17 protein-coding genes are annotated in these 17298 nt (G+C 60.3%); 8 read left to right on the top strand and 9 right to left on the bottom strand.

The features are described from left to right. Positions 1-143: 143 nt before the first annotated feature. Positions 144-2765: a DNA mismatch repair protein MutS gene (gene mutS / locus A3728_RS09030; RefSeq protein ID WP_067922417.1), complete on the top strand. Its 2622-nt coding sequence runs from the start codon at positions 144-146 to the stop codon at positions 2763-2765. 35 nt (positions 2766-2800) lie between these two features. On the opposite strand, the gene A3728_RS09025 is transcribed toward mutS, so the two are convergent. Both A3728_RS09025 and hrcA read right to left on the bottom strand, forming a co-directional pair. Continuing rightward, positions 2801-3364, bottom strand: a complete 564-nt coding sequence (locus A3728_RS09025; protein WP_067922460.1) for a nucleotide exchange factor GrpE — start codon at positions 3362-3364, stop codon at positions 2801-2803. A gap of 9 nt (positions 3365-3373) precedes the next feature. Further along, positions 3374-4438: a heat-inducible transcriptional repressor HrcA gene (hrcA, locus tag A3728_RS09020; protein WP_067922414.1), complete on the bottom strand. Its 1065-nt coding sequence runs from the start codon at positions 4436-4438 to the stop codon at positions 3374-3376. Between the two features lie 111 nt (positions 4439-4549). On the opposite strand from hrcA, the gene rph reads away from it, so the two are divergent. Genes rph through hemW form a run of 3 tightly spaced genes read left to right on the top strand, consistent with a single transcriptional unit; the run spans position 4550 to position 7024 of the window. After that, on the top strand, positions 4550-5263 hold the full coding sequence (rph, locus tag A3728_RS09015) for a ribonuclease PH (RefSeq protein WP_067922411.1): 714 nt from the start codon (positions 4550-4552) through the stop codon (positions 5261-5263). Continuing rightward, positions 5260-5871, top strand: coding sequence for an RdgB/HAM1 family non-canonical purine NTP pyrophosphatase (gene rdgB / locus A3728_RS09010; RefSeq protein ID WP_067922408.1), 612 nt, complete (start codon positions 5260-5262; stop codon positions 5869-5871). Before rph ends, rdgB begins: the two co-directional genes overlap by 4 nt. Further along, positions 5864-7024, top strand: a complete 1161-nt coding sequence (gene hemW / locus A3728_RS09005) for a radical SAM family heme chaperone HemW (protein ID WP_067922405.1) — start codon at positions 5864-5866, stop codon at positions 7022-7024. The genes rdgB and hemW overlap by 8 nt, the downstream gene beginning before the upstream one ends. Here the strand turns inward: hemW and A3728_RS09000 are convergent. The 7 genes from A3728_RS09000 to A3728_RS08970 all read right to left on the bottom strand — a co-directional run bounded on the left by A3728_RS09000 (position 7018) and on the right by A3728_RS08970 (position 14333). After that, positions 7018-7908 carry a ParB/RepB/Spo0J family partition protein gene (locus tag A3728_RS09000; RefSeq protein WP_067922402.1) on the bottom strand — a complete coding sequence of 297 codons (891 nt, stop codon included), beginning with the start codon at positions 7906-7908 and terminating at the stop codon, positions 7018-7020. The genes hemW and A3728_RS09000 overlap by 7 nt on opposite strands. A 2-nt stretch (positions 7909-7910) precedes the next feature. Continuing rightward, the gene (locus A3728_RS08995) at positions 7911-8723 is read right to left on the bottom strand and encodes a ParA family protein (protein WP_067922400.1); all 813 of its coding nucleotides are present in this window, start codon (positions 8721-8723) and stop codon (positions 7911-7913) included. Then, positions 8716-9306 (bottom strand): 16S rRNA (guanine(527)-N(7))-methyltransferase RsmG, encoded by a 591-nt coding sequence (rsmG, locus tag A3728_RS08990; protein WP_067922397.1) that lies wholly within the window; start codon positions 9304-9306, stop codon positions 8716-8718. Before rsmG ends, A3728_RS08995 begins: the two co-directional genes overlap by 8 nt. Beyond that, positions 9303-11162: a tRNA uridine-5-carboxymethylaminomethyl(34) synthesis enzyme MnmG gene (gene mnmG, locus A3728_RS08985; protein WP_067922394.1), complete on the bottom strand. Its 1860-nt coding sequence runs from the start codon at positions 11160-11162 to the stop codon at positions 9303-9305. Before mnmG ends, rsmG begins: the two co-directional genes overlap by 4 nt. 12 nt (positions 11163-11174) lie before the next feature. Further along, positions 11175-12461 carry a tRNA uridine-5-carboxymethylaminomethyl(34) synthesis GTPase MnmE gene (gene mnmE / locus A3728_RS08980; RefSeq protein WP_067922391.1) on the bottom strand — a complete coding sequence of 429 codons (1287 nt, stop codon included), beginning with the start codon at positions 12459-12461 and terminating at the stop codon, positions 11175-11177. A gap of 27 nt (positions 12462-12488) precedes the next feature. After that, entirely contained in the window at positions 12489-13760 is a 1272-nt protein-coding gene (gene rho, locus A3728_RS08975; protein WP_067922389.1) for a transcription termination factor Rho, read from the bottom strand. Positions 13761-13883: 123 nt separating this feature from the next. After that, positions 13884-14333 carry a CopD family protein gene (locus tag A3728_RS08970; protein WP_067922386.1) on the bottom strand — a complete coding sequence of 150 codons (450 nt, stop codon included), beginning with the start codon at positions 14331-14333 and terminating at the stop codon, positions 13884-13886. 405 nt (positions 14334-14738) lie between these two features. Between A3728_RS08970 and A3728_RS08965 the strand changes: the two genes are divergently transcribed. The 4 genes from A3728_RS08965 to dnaQ form a co-directional block, all read left to right on the top strand. Then, positions 14739-15338, top strand: coding sequence for a Maf family protein (locus tag A3728_RS08965; RefSeq protein ID WP_067922383.1), 600 nt, complete (start codon positions 14739-14741; stop codon positions 15336-15338). Then, positions 15335-16168, top strand: a complete 834-nt coding sequence (locus tag A3728_RS08960; RefSeq protein ID WP_067922380.1) for a shikimate dehydrogenase — start codon at positions 15335-15337, stop codon at positions 16166-16168. The genes A3728_RS08965 and A3728_RS08960 overlap by 4 nt, the downstream gene beginning before the upstream one ends. Beyond that, entirely contained in the window at positions 16168-16758 is a 591-nt protein-coding gene (gene coaE / locus A3728_RS08955) for a dephospho-CoA kinase (RefSeq protein WP_067922377.1), read from the top strand. The genes A3728_RS08960 and coaE overlap by 1 nt, the downstream gene beginning before the upstream one ends. After that, positions 16751-17298 (top strand): DNA polymerase III subunit epsilon (gene dnaQ, locus A3728_RS08950; RefSeq protein ID WP_067922374.1); only part of this gene is annotated, 548 nt, incomplete at its 3' end. The genes coaE and dnaQ, both read left to right, overlap by 8 nt.

Here is a 17298-nt window from a genome sequence, read left to right as displayed (position 1 = left end):
AATTTTCCGGAACGGCTGAACCTTAGCCGCCCCCTCCCCATCGGTCCAGCATCCAGCGTCCCGCGCTTGCTTTCCCTGCCCGCCGTGATCCTATAGAGACGCCGGAAAAGGGGGCCGAGGTGAGCAGAAACGAAGTCACGCCGATGATGGCGCAGTATCTGGAACTGAAGGCGAGCCACGCCGATGCCCTGCTGTTCTACCGGATGGGCGATTTCTATGAAATGTTCTTCGAAGACGCCGTCGCCGCGGCAGAGGCGCTGGACATTGCCCTGACCAAGCGCGGCAAGCACGACGGCGCCGATATTCCAATGTGCGGCGTGCCCGTTCACGCCGCCGAAGGCTATCTGCTGACCCTGATCCGCAAAGGTTTTCGCGTGGCCGTCTGCGAACAGATGGAAACCCCACAGGAAGCGAAGAAGCGCGGATCGAAATCAGTGGTCAAACGCGATGTCGTGCGGCTGGTGACCCCGGGCACCCTGACGGAGGATTCACTGCTCAACGCGCGGCGGCACAATTACCTCGCCGCGCATGCGACGATCCGCGAAAAAGGGGCTGTGGCCTGGGTCGATATTTCCACCGGCGCGCTGCATGTGGGTGCAGTCGATCCGGTCAACCTGTCGCCGGAGCTGGCCCGGCTTGCGCCCTCCGAACTGATTGTCCCCGATGATCGCCAATCGGACTATCACGACATGGCCGAAGATTTCGGGATCACGCTGACCGGCCTTGGCCATGCCGCCTTTGACAGTACCGGCGCCGAAAAGCGGCTCTGCACACTCTACGAAGTCGCCACGCTCGACGCGTTCGGTAATTTCACGCGGGCCGAGATCTCGGCGCTCGGGGCGCTGATCGAATACCTCGATATCACCCAGCGCGGTAAACTGCCCCTGCTGCGCCCCCCGCAGAAGGAAGCCGAAGGCGGCACCGTCCAGATCGACGCCGCGACCCGCCGCAACCTCGAACTCACACATACGCTGTCCGGCTCGCGCGCGGGTTCGCTGCTTTCCGTCGTCGACAAAACGGCGACCGCCGTCGGGGGCCGGCTGTTGGAAAGGCGCATTTCCAGCCCCTCCCGCAGCCTGCATACGATCCATGAACGGCAGGACGCGGTCAGCTTTGCCTATGACAATCCGGGCGTTTCCACCAATGTCAGAGACATTTTGCGCGGCATACCGGATATCGAACGCGCCCTGTCACGCCTCGCGCTCGACCGGGGCGGCCCACGGGATCTGGCCGCCATCCGCAACGGATTGATCCGGGCCGAGCAACTGGGTCAGGTGCTGCAGGGGCACGCGACCGGGGAACTGCTGCAAAAGGCCGTGCAAAACCTCGGCAATGAAAGCACACTGATCGATCAACTTGACGAAGCTCTGGTGGCCGATCCCCCACTGTTGGCGCGGGATGGCGGGTTCATTGCGCCCGGCTACGACGAAGCGCTCGACGAAGCGCGCAAGCTGCGGGACGAAGGCCGTAGTGTCATCGCGGAAATGCAGCGCGATTTCGTCACTCTTACGGGGATTTCCAGCCTGAAGATCAAGCACAACAACGTGCTGGGCTATTTCGTCGAGACTACCGCGACGCACGCCCAGAAGATGATGCAGCCCCCGCTGTCAGAAACATTCATCCACCGGCAGACCACCGCGAACCAGGTCAGGTTCACCACGGTCGAACTTTCGGAACTGGAAACGCGCATCCTGAACGCCGGTCAGCGGGCGCTGGAGATCGAAAAGAGGCTCTTTTCCATTCTCTGTTCCGCGGTATTGGCGCGTTCCGGCCCGGTTGCTCTTGCTTCTGCCGCCGTGGCGGAGATTGACGTGGACTTCGCCTTCGCCGAACTCGCCCGGTCTGAAAACTGGGCCAGACCAAAGGTGGATGACAGCCTTTCTTTCGCCATTTCCCACGGGCGGCATCCGGTTGTGGAACACGCGCTTTCCCAGCAGTCGGGCCAGAGCTTCGTCGCGAACGACTGCGATTTGGGATCGGAGGACTCGGATGCCCGCATCTGGCTTTTGACCGGCCCGAACATGGCCGGTAAATCCACCTTTCTGCGACAGAACGCATTGATCGCGCTTCTGGCCCAGATCGGCAGCTTTGTTCCTGCAACAGAGGCGCATATCGGTGCGGTGAGCCAGATTTTCAGCCGCGTGGGCGCCTCTGACGATCTGGCCCGGGGGCGATCCACTTTCATGGTCGAAATGGTGGAAACCGCCGCCATCCTGAATCAGGCCGACGAACGCGCGCTCGTCATCCTTGACGAGATCGGGCGCGGCACCGCGACCTATGACGGGCTCGCCATCGCATGGGCCACGCTGGAACACCTGCACGACGTAAACGGCTCCCGCGCGTTGTTCGCGACCCACTACCACGAGATGACGGCCCTCGCCGGAAAGCTGGACGGGGTGGAAAACGCGACGGTTTCCGTGAAGGAATGGGAGGGCGAGATCGTCTTTCTGCACGAAGTGCGGCGCGGCGCGGCGGATCGGTCTTACGGCGTTCAGGTCGCCCAGCTTGCCGGCCTGCCCAGGCGCGTGATCGATCGCGCCCGCATCGTTCTCGAATCCTTGGAACAGGGCGACCGCGAAGGCGGCGGCATGCGCAAATCCCTGATCGACGATCTGCCGCTCTTTGCCGCTACGCCGCCCCCCGCGCCGACCGCGCCCCGCGAATCCGAAGCGGAAAGGCGCCTGAAAGAGATCATGCCCGATCAGCTCAGCCCGCGTGAGGCATTGAACCTGCTCTATGAACTGAAAGAAGCGGCCAGTAACTGACCGCTTCCCCATTCATTCCGATATTTTGAAAAGCCTCAGCTCGCCGGGGTGGACGAAACACCAACCTGTGCGGGCCGCAGCAAACGATCGTGCAGCATGAAACCTTCGGCGGCGACCTGAATGATGTCCCCCGCCTTGGTGCCGGGCACGGGCGCTTCGAACATGGCCTGATGATGCTGCGGGTCGAACCGGTCGCCCACCTCGGGTGCGATCACCTCGATCCCGTGCTTCTTGAACACGTTCAGCAGTTCGCGCATCGTCAGTTCAACACCTTCAAGCAGTGCCGCGGAGATCTCTTTCTGCTCTTCGGTTGCAGCTTCCAGCGCACGCTTCATGTTGTCGTACACGGGCAGCATGTCCCGGGCGAGCTTCGATCCGCCGTAGTTCTCGGCCTCGCGCCGATCCTTGTCGGACCGTTTGCGCGCGTTCTCGGCATCGGCCAATGCGCGCATGAAGCGGTCCTTGTACTGGTCGCGTTCGGCACGCAGTTCATCCAGTTCCAACGCCTCGGGATCGGTCTCGGCCATTTCCTCGGCATAGACGTCCGCTTCGGCTTCGTCGATATCGTCCAGAAATTCGTCTTCTTTGGGGTCTGCCATCATCCACCTCTATTTCCGGTCGGAAATCAGCTTTCCGACCAGCTGTGCCGTGTAATTCACGATCGGCACGATCCGTCCATAATTCAGCCGCGTAGGGCCAATGACGCCGACAGCGCCAATAACCTTACGGTCCGCGTTCATATAAGGAGAAACCACCAGAGAGGAACCCGAAAGTGAGAAAAGTTTGTTCTCCGATCCGATAAAAATGCGCACCCCGTCCCCTTCTTTCGTCAGGTCGAGAAACTCCGCGATGTCGCGCTTGCGCTCCAGATCGTCAAAGAGCCGCCGGATGCGCTCAAGGTCCTCCGCCTCTCCGTCGGTGCCCAGCAGATTTGACCGACCGCGCACGATCAGACGCTCGGTATGTTCTTCTCCCGTACCCCAGAGGGCCAGACCGTTTTCCACCAGTTCGCGCGCCAGCGTGTCGATTTCCTGCCGCCGCTGCGTGATCTGCTGTTCTACCGTGCGGCGCAACTCGCCAAGGGTTTTCCCCTCTACGACCGAGTTCAGGAAATTCGCCGCCTCCCGCATGGAGCTGGGCGTCTGACCGGGCGGCGGAGAGAAAAGCCGGTTCTCGACATGACCATCGGAAAACACCAGCACGACGAGCGCGCGTTCCGGCGACAGCGAGACAAACTCGATATGCCGGATCGGCGCTTCATGCTTGGGCGTCAGCACGAGCGATGCGCCATGGGTCACGCCCGATAGCGCGGAACCGACACGGTCGAGCACTTCGGTCACATCGGACCGGTCCGGCGCGAAGGTCGCATCGATCTTTTCCCGGTCAGGCTCCGACGGATCACCGATTTCGATCATGCCATCGACGAACATGCGCAGGCCCAGCTGCGTGGGGATTCGCCCGGCGCTGACATGCGGGCTGCCCAACAGGCCGAGGTATTCGAGATCCTGCATCACGTTGCGAATCGTCGCGGCACTGACCTTTTCGCTGAAATCGCGCGTCAGCGTACGCGACCCCACGGGATCGCCGGACGCAAGGTAGCCTTCCACCACGCGGCGAAACACCTCGCGCGAGCGGTCGTTGAGATCCTGCAGAAGATTGGAAGTTTCGGTCATCTCGGCTCCTTCCCGGTTCAATAAAGGTACACGGCGCGGAAACGTCAATCGGGGTTGCATCGCGCGGGGGCGGGGCGCTATCCCGTGTAAACTTCAGGAAAAGGATAAACTATGCGCCCGTCCGGTCGGAAACTCGATGAAATGCGTCCAGTCTCGGTTGAGACGGGCTTTACCCGCCATGCAGAGGGTTCCGCCCTCATCAAGGTGGGCGATACGCATGTGCTTTGTACCGCAACCATCGAAGACCGGGTACCGCCGTTTATCAAAGGTTCGGGTCTGGGCTGGGTGACCGCCGAATACGGCATGCTGCCCCGCGCCACGAACACCCGGATGCGGCGCGAGGCGACCGCCGGGAAACAGGGCGGCCGCACGGTGGAGATTCAGCGGCTCATCGGGCGGTCCCTGCGGGCTGGGGTCGACCGCGTCGCCCTGGGTGAGCGTCAGATCACCGTGGATTGCGATGTGCTGCAAGCGGATGGCGGCACGCGCTGCGCTTCGATCACCGGCGGCTGGATCGCGCTTCGGCTGGCGGTCAACAAGCTGATGAAGGCGGGCGATGTGATTAGCGATCCGCTGGTGGACCCGGTCGCGGCCGTAAGCTGCGGCATCTACGCCGGTCAGCCGGTGCTGGACCTCGATTACCCCGAGGATTCCGAAGCAGGCGTGGACGGCAACTTCATCATGACAGGCAGCCGCCGGTTGATCGAAGTTCAGATGAGCGCCGAAGGTTCCACCTATTCGCGCGAGCAGATGAACCAGTTGATGGATCTTGCCGAAAAGGGCGTTTCCGAATTGGTCGAGGTTCAGAAAGCCGTCACCGCATGACACGCAGGTTCGAAGGCGACCGGCTGCTGGTCGCCACGCATAACGCGGGCAAACTGGAAGAGATGGCGCGCCTGCTCGAACCGCTCGGCGTTCGTGTGGTCGGCGCGGCAGAGATGGAGTTGCCCGAACCGGAAGAGACCGAGGATACTTTCGTCGGCAACGCGCGCATCAAGGCGCATGCCGCGGCGAAGGCGACAGGCCTTCCCGCGCTCGCCGACGATTCAGGGATCGAGGTCGAAGCCCTGGAAAACGCCCCCGGCGTCTACACCGCCGACTGGGCGGAAACGCCCACGGGCCGCGATTTCATGATGGCGATGACGAAGACCCGCGAAAAGCTCGAAGCGATCGACGCCCCCCACCCCCGGCGCGCGCGCTTTTGCGCAACGCTCGTCCTCGCCTGGCCCGATGGCCACGACGAGGTGTTCGAGGGGCATGTCGCAGGCACATTGGTCTGGCCTGTCCGGGGCGCTTTGGGCCATGGCTATGACCCGATGTTCCAGCCCGACGGTCATGAGCAAACCTTTGCGGAGATGACCGCAGCGCAAAAGAACGCCATCAGCCACCGCGCCCGCGCGGTGAGCAAACTGATCGAAGGGTGTTTTGACTGAGGATTGGCGCCACGGGGGCTTCGCCCTTTATGTGCACTGGCCCTTTTGCGCGGCCAAATGCCCCTATTGTGACTTCAACAGCCATGTCACCGCATCGGTCGATCATGCCGCCTGGCGCGCGGCCTATCTGCGGGAGTTGGAACGCGCGGCTGCCGAAACACCGGATCGTGTGCTCGATACGATCTTCTTCGGTGGCGGCACCCCCAGCCTGATGGAGCCCGAGACGGTCGCCGCCATCATCGACAAGGCGCGCAGCCTCTGGCGCACCTCCAACTCTCTTGAAATCACGCTCGAAGCGAACCCCGGTTCGGTGGAGGCCGGGCGGTTCGCCGATTTCCGGCAGGGCGGCGTCAATCGCGTCTCGATGGGTATTCAGGCCCTGAACGATGCCGATCTCAAGCGCTTGGGCCGCCTCCATTCCGTAGCCGAAGCGCGGCAGGCGTTCGACGTTGCCCGGCACGCCTTCGACCGGGTGAGCTTCGATCTGATTTACGGGCGTCAGGACCAGACGCTCGATCAATGGAAGGCGGAGTTGAACGAGGCTCTTTCCATGGCCATCGACCACCTGTCGCTCTACCAGCTTACTATCGAAAACGGCACGGCCTTTGGCGACAGATATGCGCGCGGTCGGCTTCGCGGTTTGCCCAGCGAGGATCTGGGCGCCGATCTTTTCACCCTCACCCGTGAGATTTGCGGGGAAAGAGGGATGCCGGCCTATGAGGTCTCGAACCACGCGCGCCCCGGGTCAGAATCCCGTCACAACCTGATCTATTGGCGCTATGGCGATTATGTTGGAATCGGACCCGGCGCCCATGGCCGGGTGACGATTGACGGGGTGAAATGGGGCACAGAACAGTTCAGCAACCCGCGCCGGTGGATGGATGCCGAAGCTGCCGGAAACCCGGAAAAGCCCCGCGTCGCCCTTTCACGACAGGATCAGGCGGAAGAATTTCTGCTGATGGGCCTGCGCCTGTCCGACGGGATCAGCCTTGAACGGTATGAGGCGCTGGCGGGGACCAGTCTGGATGGCCCCGCGCTCAGGCATCTTGTCGATATCGGTATGATCGAACGGAACGGTGATAATATTTCTGTTTCAAATCAAGGCGTTATGGTATTGAACGCCGTCCTTGCGGAGCTTGTGGCCGATCAGTGACCGCCCAGTTTCCGGCATAGCTCATCCAGTTGGTCGAGGGTTTCATAGGTGACGGTCAACTGGCCACCCTCCCCGCCTGCAGTATGGCTCAAGGTGACCTTCATACCAAGGTTGGCCGAAAGATCACCTTCAAGCGCCTTGGTATCGGCATCCTTTTCCTCACCCTCTGTACGGCGGCTTCGGGTCGAACCGGGCGATTTCGCTGGTTCCTGTTCTCTCTTCACCAGTGCCTCGGTCGCCCGAACGGACAGGCCCTTTTCAACCACTGCCCGGGCAAGCTTTTCCGGCTCTGCCGCGGGGATCAGGGCCCGCGCGTGACCAGCACTCAGCGATCCGTCCCGCACCATGGCCAGCACCGGCTCCGGCAGTTTCAGAAGGCGCAGCAGGTTCGCGATATGGCTCCGGCTCTTGCCCAGTGCTTCCGCCATCTTTTCCTGCGTATGGCCGAACCGGTCCATCAACTGCCGATATCCGGTCGCCTCTTCGATGGAGTTGAGGTCGGCCCGCTGGATATTTTCGATGATCGCCACTTCGAGCACTTCGACATCGGTGAAATCTCGGACGATCACCGGAAGCTCATGCAGTTTGGCCATCTGGGCCGCACGCCAGCGCCGTTCACCCGCGACGATTTCAAAATCGCCATTACTCCGGGGCCGCACGATCAACGGCTGAATCACACCCTTCTCCTTCACGGAGTTCGTCAGATCCGTGAGGTCTTCTTCAGCAAATCTTTTGCGGGGCTGCTCCGGGTTAGGGACGATCTTTTCAATCGGAACGCGCCGCTCCGCCGCTGCCGGGCCCTGGCTTTCGGTTTCCGTCACATCCGCCATGAGCGCTGAAAGCCCACGACCCAATCCCCGTTTGCGCTCGTTCGTATCCGCCATGCTCAAGCTCCTGCCAATTCCTCGTTGTTCTTCATTATCTCTTGCGCCAAATCCCGATAGGCCAAAGCCCCTTTCGACCCCGTGTCATAGGACAGCACCGGCATCGCAAAGCTCGGTGCTTCACTGACACGGACGTTTCGGGGGATGACTGTCTTGAAAACCACATCGCCGAGCGTCGCGCGGGCATCCTGCTCCACCTGCTGGGAAAGGTTGTTCCGCCGATCATACATTGTCAGCACCACCCCCTCGATCCTGAGACTCTTGTTCCCCGTCTGCCGCACTTCGCGGATCGTCATCATCAGCTGCGAAAGACCCTCCAGCGCAAAGAATTCGCTCTGCAACGGGACCAGAACGGAATGGGCCGCGATCATCGCGTTGACCGTCAAAAGGTTCAGTGACGGTGGGCAATCGATCAGGATATAGTCGAATTCGAACTTGTCCATCGCCGTCTGGCGAAGGGCGTCATGCAGCAAAAAGCTGCGCTTTTCGTTCGAGATCAACTCCATATCGGCAGAGCTCAGATCGGTCGTGGCAGGGATGATCGAAAGGCCAGGCTGCCCAGATGGGAGGATCACCTCCTCCAAGTCGATATCTTCGAGCAGCAGTTCATATGTCGTGTAAACCCTGTCATTGACCTCAACCCCCAGCCCGGTGGAGGCGTTGCCCTGCGGGTCGAGGTCGACCAACAGCACTTTGCGCCCCGCTTCGGTAAGTGCAGCGGCCAGATTGATGGAGGTGGTTGTTTTCCCCACCCCACCCTTCTGGTTGGTGACAGCGATGATTTTTGGCCCCCGCGGGCGAGAAGGATCAAACACGCTTTATATTTCCCATCCTGATAATCGCTGCCTCGGCACTGGTTTTGCTGTCCAGTGCTTCATAATCAAACTGCCATGATTTTCGTGCTTCCGCGACCTCTTCACCCCATTTTTTTCCTTTCGGAAAATAGGCTATCGCACCGGGCTTCATATGCCGATGGGCCAATTCCAAGAGGGTCGGCAAATCAGCCAAAGCCCGCGCACTTACAACGTCAGCCTTCTGCGGCTCAAGCTCTTCTATCCTCTGACCGTGTATCTTAGCTTCCAATCCTAATTCTCGCGCTGCGGTCCGCAGGAAAGCACATTTTCTCTGGTCGCTTTCCACCAGATGAAACTGGTTGCTCCGCGCGCCGTTTTTATCCGCTATCGCCAGAATCAGCCCGGGAAAGCCCCCGCCACTTCCCAGATCCAGCCACTTTCCAGCACGATCATTCAATTCGTAAAGTTGAAGCGAGTCCTCGATATGGCGGGTGCGGATATCTTCCAGAGAGGATTTCGAAACCAGATTGATCTTCGGATTCCACTGGCGGACCAGTCGTTCAAACTCTTCGAGGTCCGCCAATGTTTCACGTGAAACATTCATCCCGCTTCCCGCTCCAAGCGCTTGAGACGGGCGAGCAAAAGCGTCAACGCGGCGGGGGTCATCCCGTCAATGCGTGAGGCCTGCGAAAGATTGGAAGGCTGGGCCGCCAGAAGCTTCGCTTTCAACTCATTGGAGAGGCCGGTCACAGCAGCGAAGTCGAAATCGCCGGGGAACTTCTTTTCCTCATCCCGCTGCAACGCTTCGACAGACCGCGCCTGCCGTTCAATGTAATGCGCGTAAAGCGCGTCACGCTCGATCTGATTTGCCGTATCAGCGTCTATGTCCGCGAACCGTGGGTCCAGCCCCCCAATATCACTGAACTTCGTATCACTCACGGCGAGGAGGTCATAGGCCGTGCGCCGCTGCCCGTCATGCCGCACAGCGAACCCGTGCGCCTCCAGTTCCTGGCTGGAATAGTTGCGCTCTTTCAGAACAGCCAAGGCATCCGCCAGTTTCTTCGCCTTCGCGCCAAAAATCTTCGCCCGATTGTCTGAAACACACCCAAGCTCGATCCCCAACGGCGTAAGTCGCTGATCCGCGTTGTCCGCCCGAAGGGAAAGGCGGAATTCAGCGCGGGACGTGAACATCCGATAGGGCTCCGTAACCCCGCGTGCCGTCAGGTCATCGACCATCACCCCGATGTAAGACTGCGAACGACTAAACACCGCCGGATTTTTACCCTGCACCGCCAATGCAGCGTTCAAACCGGCAATCAAGCCTTGAGCCCCAGCTTCCTCATACCCCGTCGTGCCATTGATCTGACCCGCAAGGAAAAGACCAGAAAGCCTCTTGAGCTGCAATGTGCCGTCCAGCGCCCGGGGATCGACATAATCGTATTCAATCGCGTAACCGGGCTGGAGAATCTCGGCCGCTTCCAGCCCGCGGATGGAACGCACATATTCCAACTGAACCTCTTCCGGGAGGGAGGTGGAAATGCCGTTGGGATAAATCGTATGATCGTCCAACCCCTCGGGCTCAAGGAATATCTGGTGGGAGTCCTTATCCGCGAAGCGTGTTACCTTATCCTCAATCGAAGGACAGTAGCGGGGGCCAACTCCCTCGATATGTCCGCCGTACATCGCGGAACGCGACAGGTTGTCGGTGATGATCTTGTGAGTGGCCGTATTGGTATGCGTAATCCCGCAAGAGATTTGCCGCGCCGATGGGCCATCAGACAGGAAAGAAAACATCTCCGGCGTATCGTCGCCCTCCTGCCGGTCAAGAATATCCCAATCGATGGTTCGTCCGTCCAGACGTGGCGGCGTACCTGTTTTCAGGCGCCCCATCGGCAGGTCCAGGGCATAAAGCCTTTCGGCGAGCTTGTCTGAAGCCTTGTTACCCATCCGCCCGCCGGAGGAGCGCTTCTCCCCGATATGAATGGTTCCGCGAAGGAAAGTGCCCGAGGTCAGGATAACTCGATCTGCGGAAAGCTCACTGCCGTCCGCGAGTGCAACGCCGGTGACCTTGCCAGCTTCGACAAGCAAATCCACCACTTCCGCTTCTATAAGCTGAAGCCGCGGGGTATTCTCGATCTCTTGAAGCATCTCACGCTGATAGATTTTGCGATCCGCCTGCGCCCGCGGCCCCTGCACTGCAGGCCCTTTCCTGCGGTTCAGAAGTCGGAACTGGATACCCGCCTTGTCGGCCACTCGGCCCATCAACCCATCGAGCGCATCGATCTCTCGAACGAGGTGCCCCTTGCCCAGCCCGCCGATTGCCGGATTGCAGGACATCACGCCGATGTCTGCACGCTTCATGGTGACGAGCGCCGTATCCACGCCCATGCGTGCGGCAGCATGTGCGGCTTCGCAGCCTGCGTGGCCGCCCCCGATAACAAGCACGTTGAAATGTTTCACGTGAAACACCCCTCACTTCCCGATACAAAAGTTGGAAAAGATCTCGTCCAACAGATTTTCGACATCTATTCGGCCCACAAGCGAATCCAGATGAAGGACAGCATGCCGAAGCCCATCCGCAGCGATATCATACAGGTCCGGACCAGTGCTGATCAAGGACCGTACTTCGGATAGATGCTCCCGTGCATTCACCATGGCAGTTCTATGCCGTTCATGCGTCGCGAGCCCCGCGTTCCCAGAACGGACAGAAAGAATGTCAGCAATTCGGTCCACTAGGTCGTTCACCCCTGCCCCCGTCAGCCCGGAAATACCCGGAGCACCACTCCGCGTCTCATCCATCTTGGGTTGCAGCACGATGTCATCATCCTGAACCGGAAGCGTCGCCGCCTCTTCCGGCGTCGCAAGGAAAACGCGCAAATCGGAATTCGCTGCCCGTTGCAAGGCCCGGGAAATACCGATCTGTTCAACTTCGTCGTTCGTGTCGCGGATGCCGGCGGTATCCAGCAAGGTCACTGGTAACCCGCGCAGGTTCATGCGTACTTCGATCACATCGCGGGTCGTACCGGCGGTGGAGGAGGTGATGGCCGCCTCCCTCCCCGCGAGGGTATTCAGCAAAGTAGATTTGCCCACGTTCGGCGCACCGAGGATCGCGACCTCGAACCCGCTTCGAATCCTCTCAGCTACGCTGGTGCCAACGATCTGTTGTTCCAGCTCACTCTCCACGGCGGAAAGCAGTTCAGCGACTTCGTCCGACACATCAACGGGAACATCCTCATCCGCGAAATCGATGGTGGCCTCCAGCAGAGAGGCGGCGCGGATCAGCTTCACCCGCCAGCCTGCCACCACGTCGCCCAATCGTCCCTCGAAAGCGCGGATGGCCTGCTTCCGCTGCGCTTCTGTTTCAGCATCGATGAGGTCTGACAGCCCTTCGACCTGGGCGAGGTCCATCCTGTCGTTTTCCAGCGCCCGCCTTGTGAACTCCCCCGGTTGGGCGAGCGCGGTTTCGGAGAATCCGCTCAACCGCCGAAGCACCGCCTGAACGATGGCGATGCTGCCATGAAGATGAAATTCGACGACGTCCTCGCCCGTGAAACTGGCAGGCCGAGCAAAGCAAAGGACGAGGCAACGATCGATAACCTCCCCATCGGCGTCCACAAACGCGCGCAAGGCAGTGCTGCGCGGCGCGGGCAAGGAGCCGACGCAGACCTGCGCAATCTCGAACGCCTGCGGGCCTGAAAGGCGGACGACGGATACACCTGCCCGACCCGGCGCAGTGGCTTGAGCATAGATCGTCGACATGTTAAACTACTGATATTATTTATTAAATCAGGTATTCATGGAGTCGAAGAAGTCGGAGTTCGTCTTCGTCTGCTTCAGCTTGCCGATCAGGAACTCGATCGCATCCGTGGTGCCCATCGGGTTCAGGATACGCCGCAGGACAAAGGTTTTCTGCAGGTCCGTCTTCTCCACCAGCAGATCCTCTTTCCGGGTGCCGGACTTGAGGATGTCGATGGCCGGGAAGACCCGCTTGTCCGCGATCTTGCGGTCCAGCACGATCTCTGAGTTGCCGGTGCCCTTGAATTCTTCGAAGATCACTTCGTCCATCCGGCTGCCGGTATCGATCAGCGCGGTCGCGATGATGGTCAGCGATCCGCCCTCTTCGATGTTCCGGGCAGCGCCGAAGAATCGCTTCGGCCGCTGGAGCGCATTCGCGTCTACACCGCCGGTCAGAACCTTGCCGGAGGACGGAACCACCGTGTTGAAGGCGCGGCCCAGACGGGTGATCGAATCCAGCAGGATGACGACGTCGCGCTTGTGTTCGACGAGGCGCTTCGCCTTCTCGATCACCATGTCGGAAACGGCGACGTGGCGGGTCGCGGGTTCATCGAAGGTCGAAGAGACGACCTCCCCCTTCACACTGCGCTGCATGTCGGTGACTTCTTCGGGGCGTTCGTCGATCAGCAGAACGATCAGGTAACACTCCGGGTGGTTCTGCTCGATGGAATTGGCGATGTTCTGAAGCAGCACGGTCTTACCCGTACGCGGCGGCGCCACGATGAGCGACCGCTGGCCTTTCCCGATCGGTGCCACCAGATCGATGATCCGGGCGGAACGGTCCTTCACCGTCGGATCGGAAACTTCCATCGTCAGTCGCTCATCGGGATAGAGCGGCGTCAGGTTTTCGAAGGCTACCTTGTGCCGCGCCTTTTCCGGATCCTCAAAGTTGATGCGGGTCACTTCGGTCAACGCGAAATAGCGTTCGGTATCGTCGGGCGCCTTGATCAGACCTTCGATGGTGTCCCCGGTCCGCAGCGAGTGCTGGCGGATCATATCGGGCGAAAGGTAGATATCATCCGGGCCCGGCAGGTAGTTCGCCTCGGGCGAGCGAAGGAAGCCGAAACCGTCCTGCAGAACTTCGAGCACCCCATCACCGGAAATTTGCCAGCCCTCGTCCGCGCGTTCGCGGAGGATCTGGAACATCATCTCTCCCTTGCGCATGGTGGAAGCGTTTTCGATTTCCAGCTCTTCCGCCATGGCGAGCAGGTTTTTCGGCGTCTGCGCCTTCAGATCGGCAAGGTTCAGGGTTTCTGTGGTCATGGAGAGGTCCCGTCCAGCCGCGATCGGTTTCGGGCTGTTCATCGTTTAAATGGTCAGATGGTCGCCGTTCCCGGACGGGAGGCCTTTCCCCTATAGAAAGCCCGTTGCTCCAAGTCAATCCGCCTAGAACTTCACCACGACCGAGAAGACGATAATGATCAAAAGCAGCGTGGGGACTTCGTTGAGGATGCGGTATTGCCGCCCGGTGAAGTCATTCCGGCCCTGGTTGAAATCCTTCACCCGCCGTTCGAGGAATACGTGAAACACCGACATGGCGATCACCGCGGCCCCTTTCGCCCAGGGCCACATGAGCGTCCAGTCGACCAGCCCCGGCGTCAGGACGAGCGAGATGCCGAAAATCCAGGTGACGACCATGGCGGGCCCCATGATCACGCGGGAAAGCTTGGCCTCCATCATCGAAAACAGATCATGCGTTTCGCCCGTCAGCCCGACGCGTTCGGTATGATGGACCATCAGACGGGGAAGATAGAACAGGCCCGCCATCCAGGCGATCACCGCGATGATATGGAGCGCCTTCGTCCACGGGTAGAGCATGGCCAGAAAGTCAGTCACATCGCACCTCTTCTTCGCTGGCCTTCATATAATATTAAAAGAAAGAAGAAAGATGATGTTGTTAGTAGGGGTACGGATTTCTGTGGATTATCCGGTTATCCGCAATCCGGTCCCTTGGGCACAGACATGCCGCCATGCCTGTGGACATCTAAGTCTGAAAATACTTTTAAATTAATGAATTCAATGGTTTGAAAATAAGTATAGGCCGCGCCTTGCGGGATACCCCGGTGGGGGAATCTGTGCGGGCTCGACCTTCTCCACATGGTCGGGTTGTTCTTTCCCACCCGTGTTGGAATCGCGCGCAACTCGGTGATATGCAGCCCCCGGGCGGGTCAAGAGGAAGAAACGGGATTCTTTGCGCCACCTGCCCGCGCAAGATACGCTGAAACGCACAGGGTTATCCCCATGAAACTCCCTTTTATCCTCGCTTCCGGCTCCGCGATACGTTCGCAGTTGCTGAGGCAGGCAGGCATGGCCCACGAGGTGGAAAAGGCACGGATCGATGAAGACAGCGTGACCCTCGCGCTTCTGGCCGAAGGTGTTCGACCACGGGACATTGCGGACGCGCTGGCGCAGGCCAAGGCGCGCAAGATCGCGGGCAAGTTTCCCGAAGCGATGGTTCTGGGCTGCGACCAGGTACTGGAGTTCGACGGCGCGCTTCTGTCGAAACCGGACAGCCCCGAAGATGCGATTGCGCAGTTGGGCAAGATGCAGGGGGCGCAGCACAGTCTTTATTCCGCCGCCGTCCTCTACAGCGGGGAGGAGCCGATCTGGCGGCATGTGGGCCGGGTGAAGATGACGATGCGCCCGCTGTCCGAAGGTTTCATCGCGACCTATGTGGACCGGAACTGGGACAGCATCAAAGACGCTGTCGGTTGTTACAAGCTGGAAGAAGAAGGCGTGCGTTTGATGCGACGTGTCGAAGGGGATTACTTTCACGTCCTTGGTATGCCACTTTTGGAATTGCTCGATTTTCTGACGCTGCGAGGAGACCTCGACCAATGAGTCCCGCGAAAATTCCGCTGGCCGGCGTAATCGGATCGCCGATTGCCCATTCCAAATCCCCGCAGCTGCACGGCCATTGGCTTCGTACCCATGGGCTGAACGGCTACTACATTCCCATGGATGTGGCCCGGGACGACCTTGAAAACGTGTTGCGCACCCTGCCCCGCATGGGCTTCGTCGGGGTCAACATCACGATCCCGCACAAGGAACATGCGCTGGAAATCGCGGACCTCGTGACCGACCGCGCCACGCTCATCGGGGCGGCGAATACATTGATCTTCCGGAAGGACGGCAAGATTCATGCCGACAATACCGACGGTTACGGATTCATCGAAAACCTGAAACAGGGCGCGCCGGACTGGAAACCGGGCAGCGGGCCAGCGGCGCTCTTCGGTGCCGGGGGCGCGGCCCGGGCGGTTGTCGCTTCGTTGCTGGACGCGGGCGTGCCGGAGATCTGGATTTCCAACCGCACGAAGGTCCGGGCCGAAAATCTGCGCCGCGATTTCGGCAGTCGCCTGCAGGTGGTCGATTGGGTTCAGGCGGGCAACATGCTGGATGATGCGGCATTGGTGGTGAATACCTCGTCGCTCGGCATGGTGGGCAAATCCGAGCTTCGGGTTCCGCTGGATGGCTTGCGCCCCGGTACGGTCGTCACCGATCTTGTTTATTCCCCGCTCAAGACACGTCTGCTGCAGGAGGCGGAGGCCGCTGGCTGCGTGACGGTGGATGGGTTGGGGATGTTGCTGCATCAGGCCGTTCCGGCGTTTGAGCGGTGGTTCGGAACGCGCCCGCAGGTTGACCGGGCGGCACGGGCGGCGGCGCTGCGCTGATGTATCTGCTCGGTCTGACCGGCTCTATCGGGATGGGCAAATCCACGACAGCGCGCCTTTTTGCCGAAGAAGGCTGCGCCGTCTGGGACGCAGACGCAGCCGTGCATCGGCTTTATGCGAAGGGCGGCGCCGCGGTGGCCCCCATGGGCGCGGCCTTTCCCACGGCGATCACGGGCGAAGAAGTCTCCCGCCCCGCGCTGAAGGCTATCATCGCGGAGGATCCCACCGCGCTGGGGCGGATCGAGGCGATCGTGCATCCGCTGGTCGGTCAGGACCGGGCCGAGTTTTTGCGCCGCGCCAAATCCGACATCGCGGTTCTGGATATTCCGCTGCTCTTTGAAACCGGGGGCGATGCGCGTATGGACGGAACCGTCTGCGTCACGGTTCCGGAGGCCGAACAACGGCGCCGGGTTCTCGAACGCGGAACGATGACCGAAGCCCAGTTCGAAGCCATTCTGGCCAAGCAGATGCCAAGCGCGGAAAAATGCGCGCGCGCGGATTTCGTCGTCGAGACAGATACACTGGACCATGCCCGTGCACAGGTGCGGGCGATTGTTGCCCAAATCAGAAAGAATATCGCTAATGCGTGAGATTGTCCTCGATACGGAAACAACAGGCTTCGATCCGGAAACCGGCGACCGCATTGTGGAGATCGGGGCAGTCGAACTGATCGGCCATGTGGCGACCGGGAGAACCTATCACCAATATATCAACCCCGAACGCGCCATGCCGGAAGAGGCGTTCCAGGTCCACGGCCTGGGCGACGATTTCCTGCGCGATAAACCGAAATTCGCGGCCATCGGTCAGGCCTTCATCGATTTCATCGGCGACTCGAAGCTTGTCATTCATAACGCCGCTTTCGATATCAAGTTCCTGAATGCCGAGTTGAAGTGGATGGGACTTCCGCCCATCCCGTGGGAACGGGCGGTGGATACGCTGGCCATCGCGCGCAAACGGTTTCCCGGCTCACCCTCCTCGCTTGATGCGCTGTGCCGTCGTTTCAGCATCGACAACTCCGCGCGCACCCTGCACGGCGCCCTGCTGGACAGTGAAATTCTGGCGGAAGTCTATCTGGAACTCATCGGCGGGCGGCAACCCGATCTGGTGCTGACACCGAATACCCGGCAGCG

Origin of the sequence: Sulfitobacter sp. HI0040 (assembly GCF_001634885.1) — a bacterium.
GTDB lineage: Bacteria > Pseudomonadota > Alphaproteobacteria > Rhodobacterales > Rhodobacteraceae > Sulfitobacter.
Note: the sequence above shows the minus strand (reverse complement) of the source record. Positions and strands in the feature narration are given on the sequence as shown.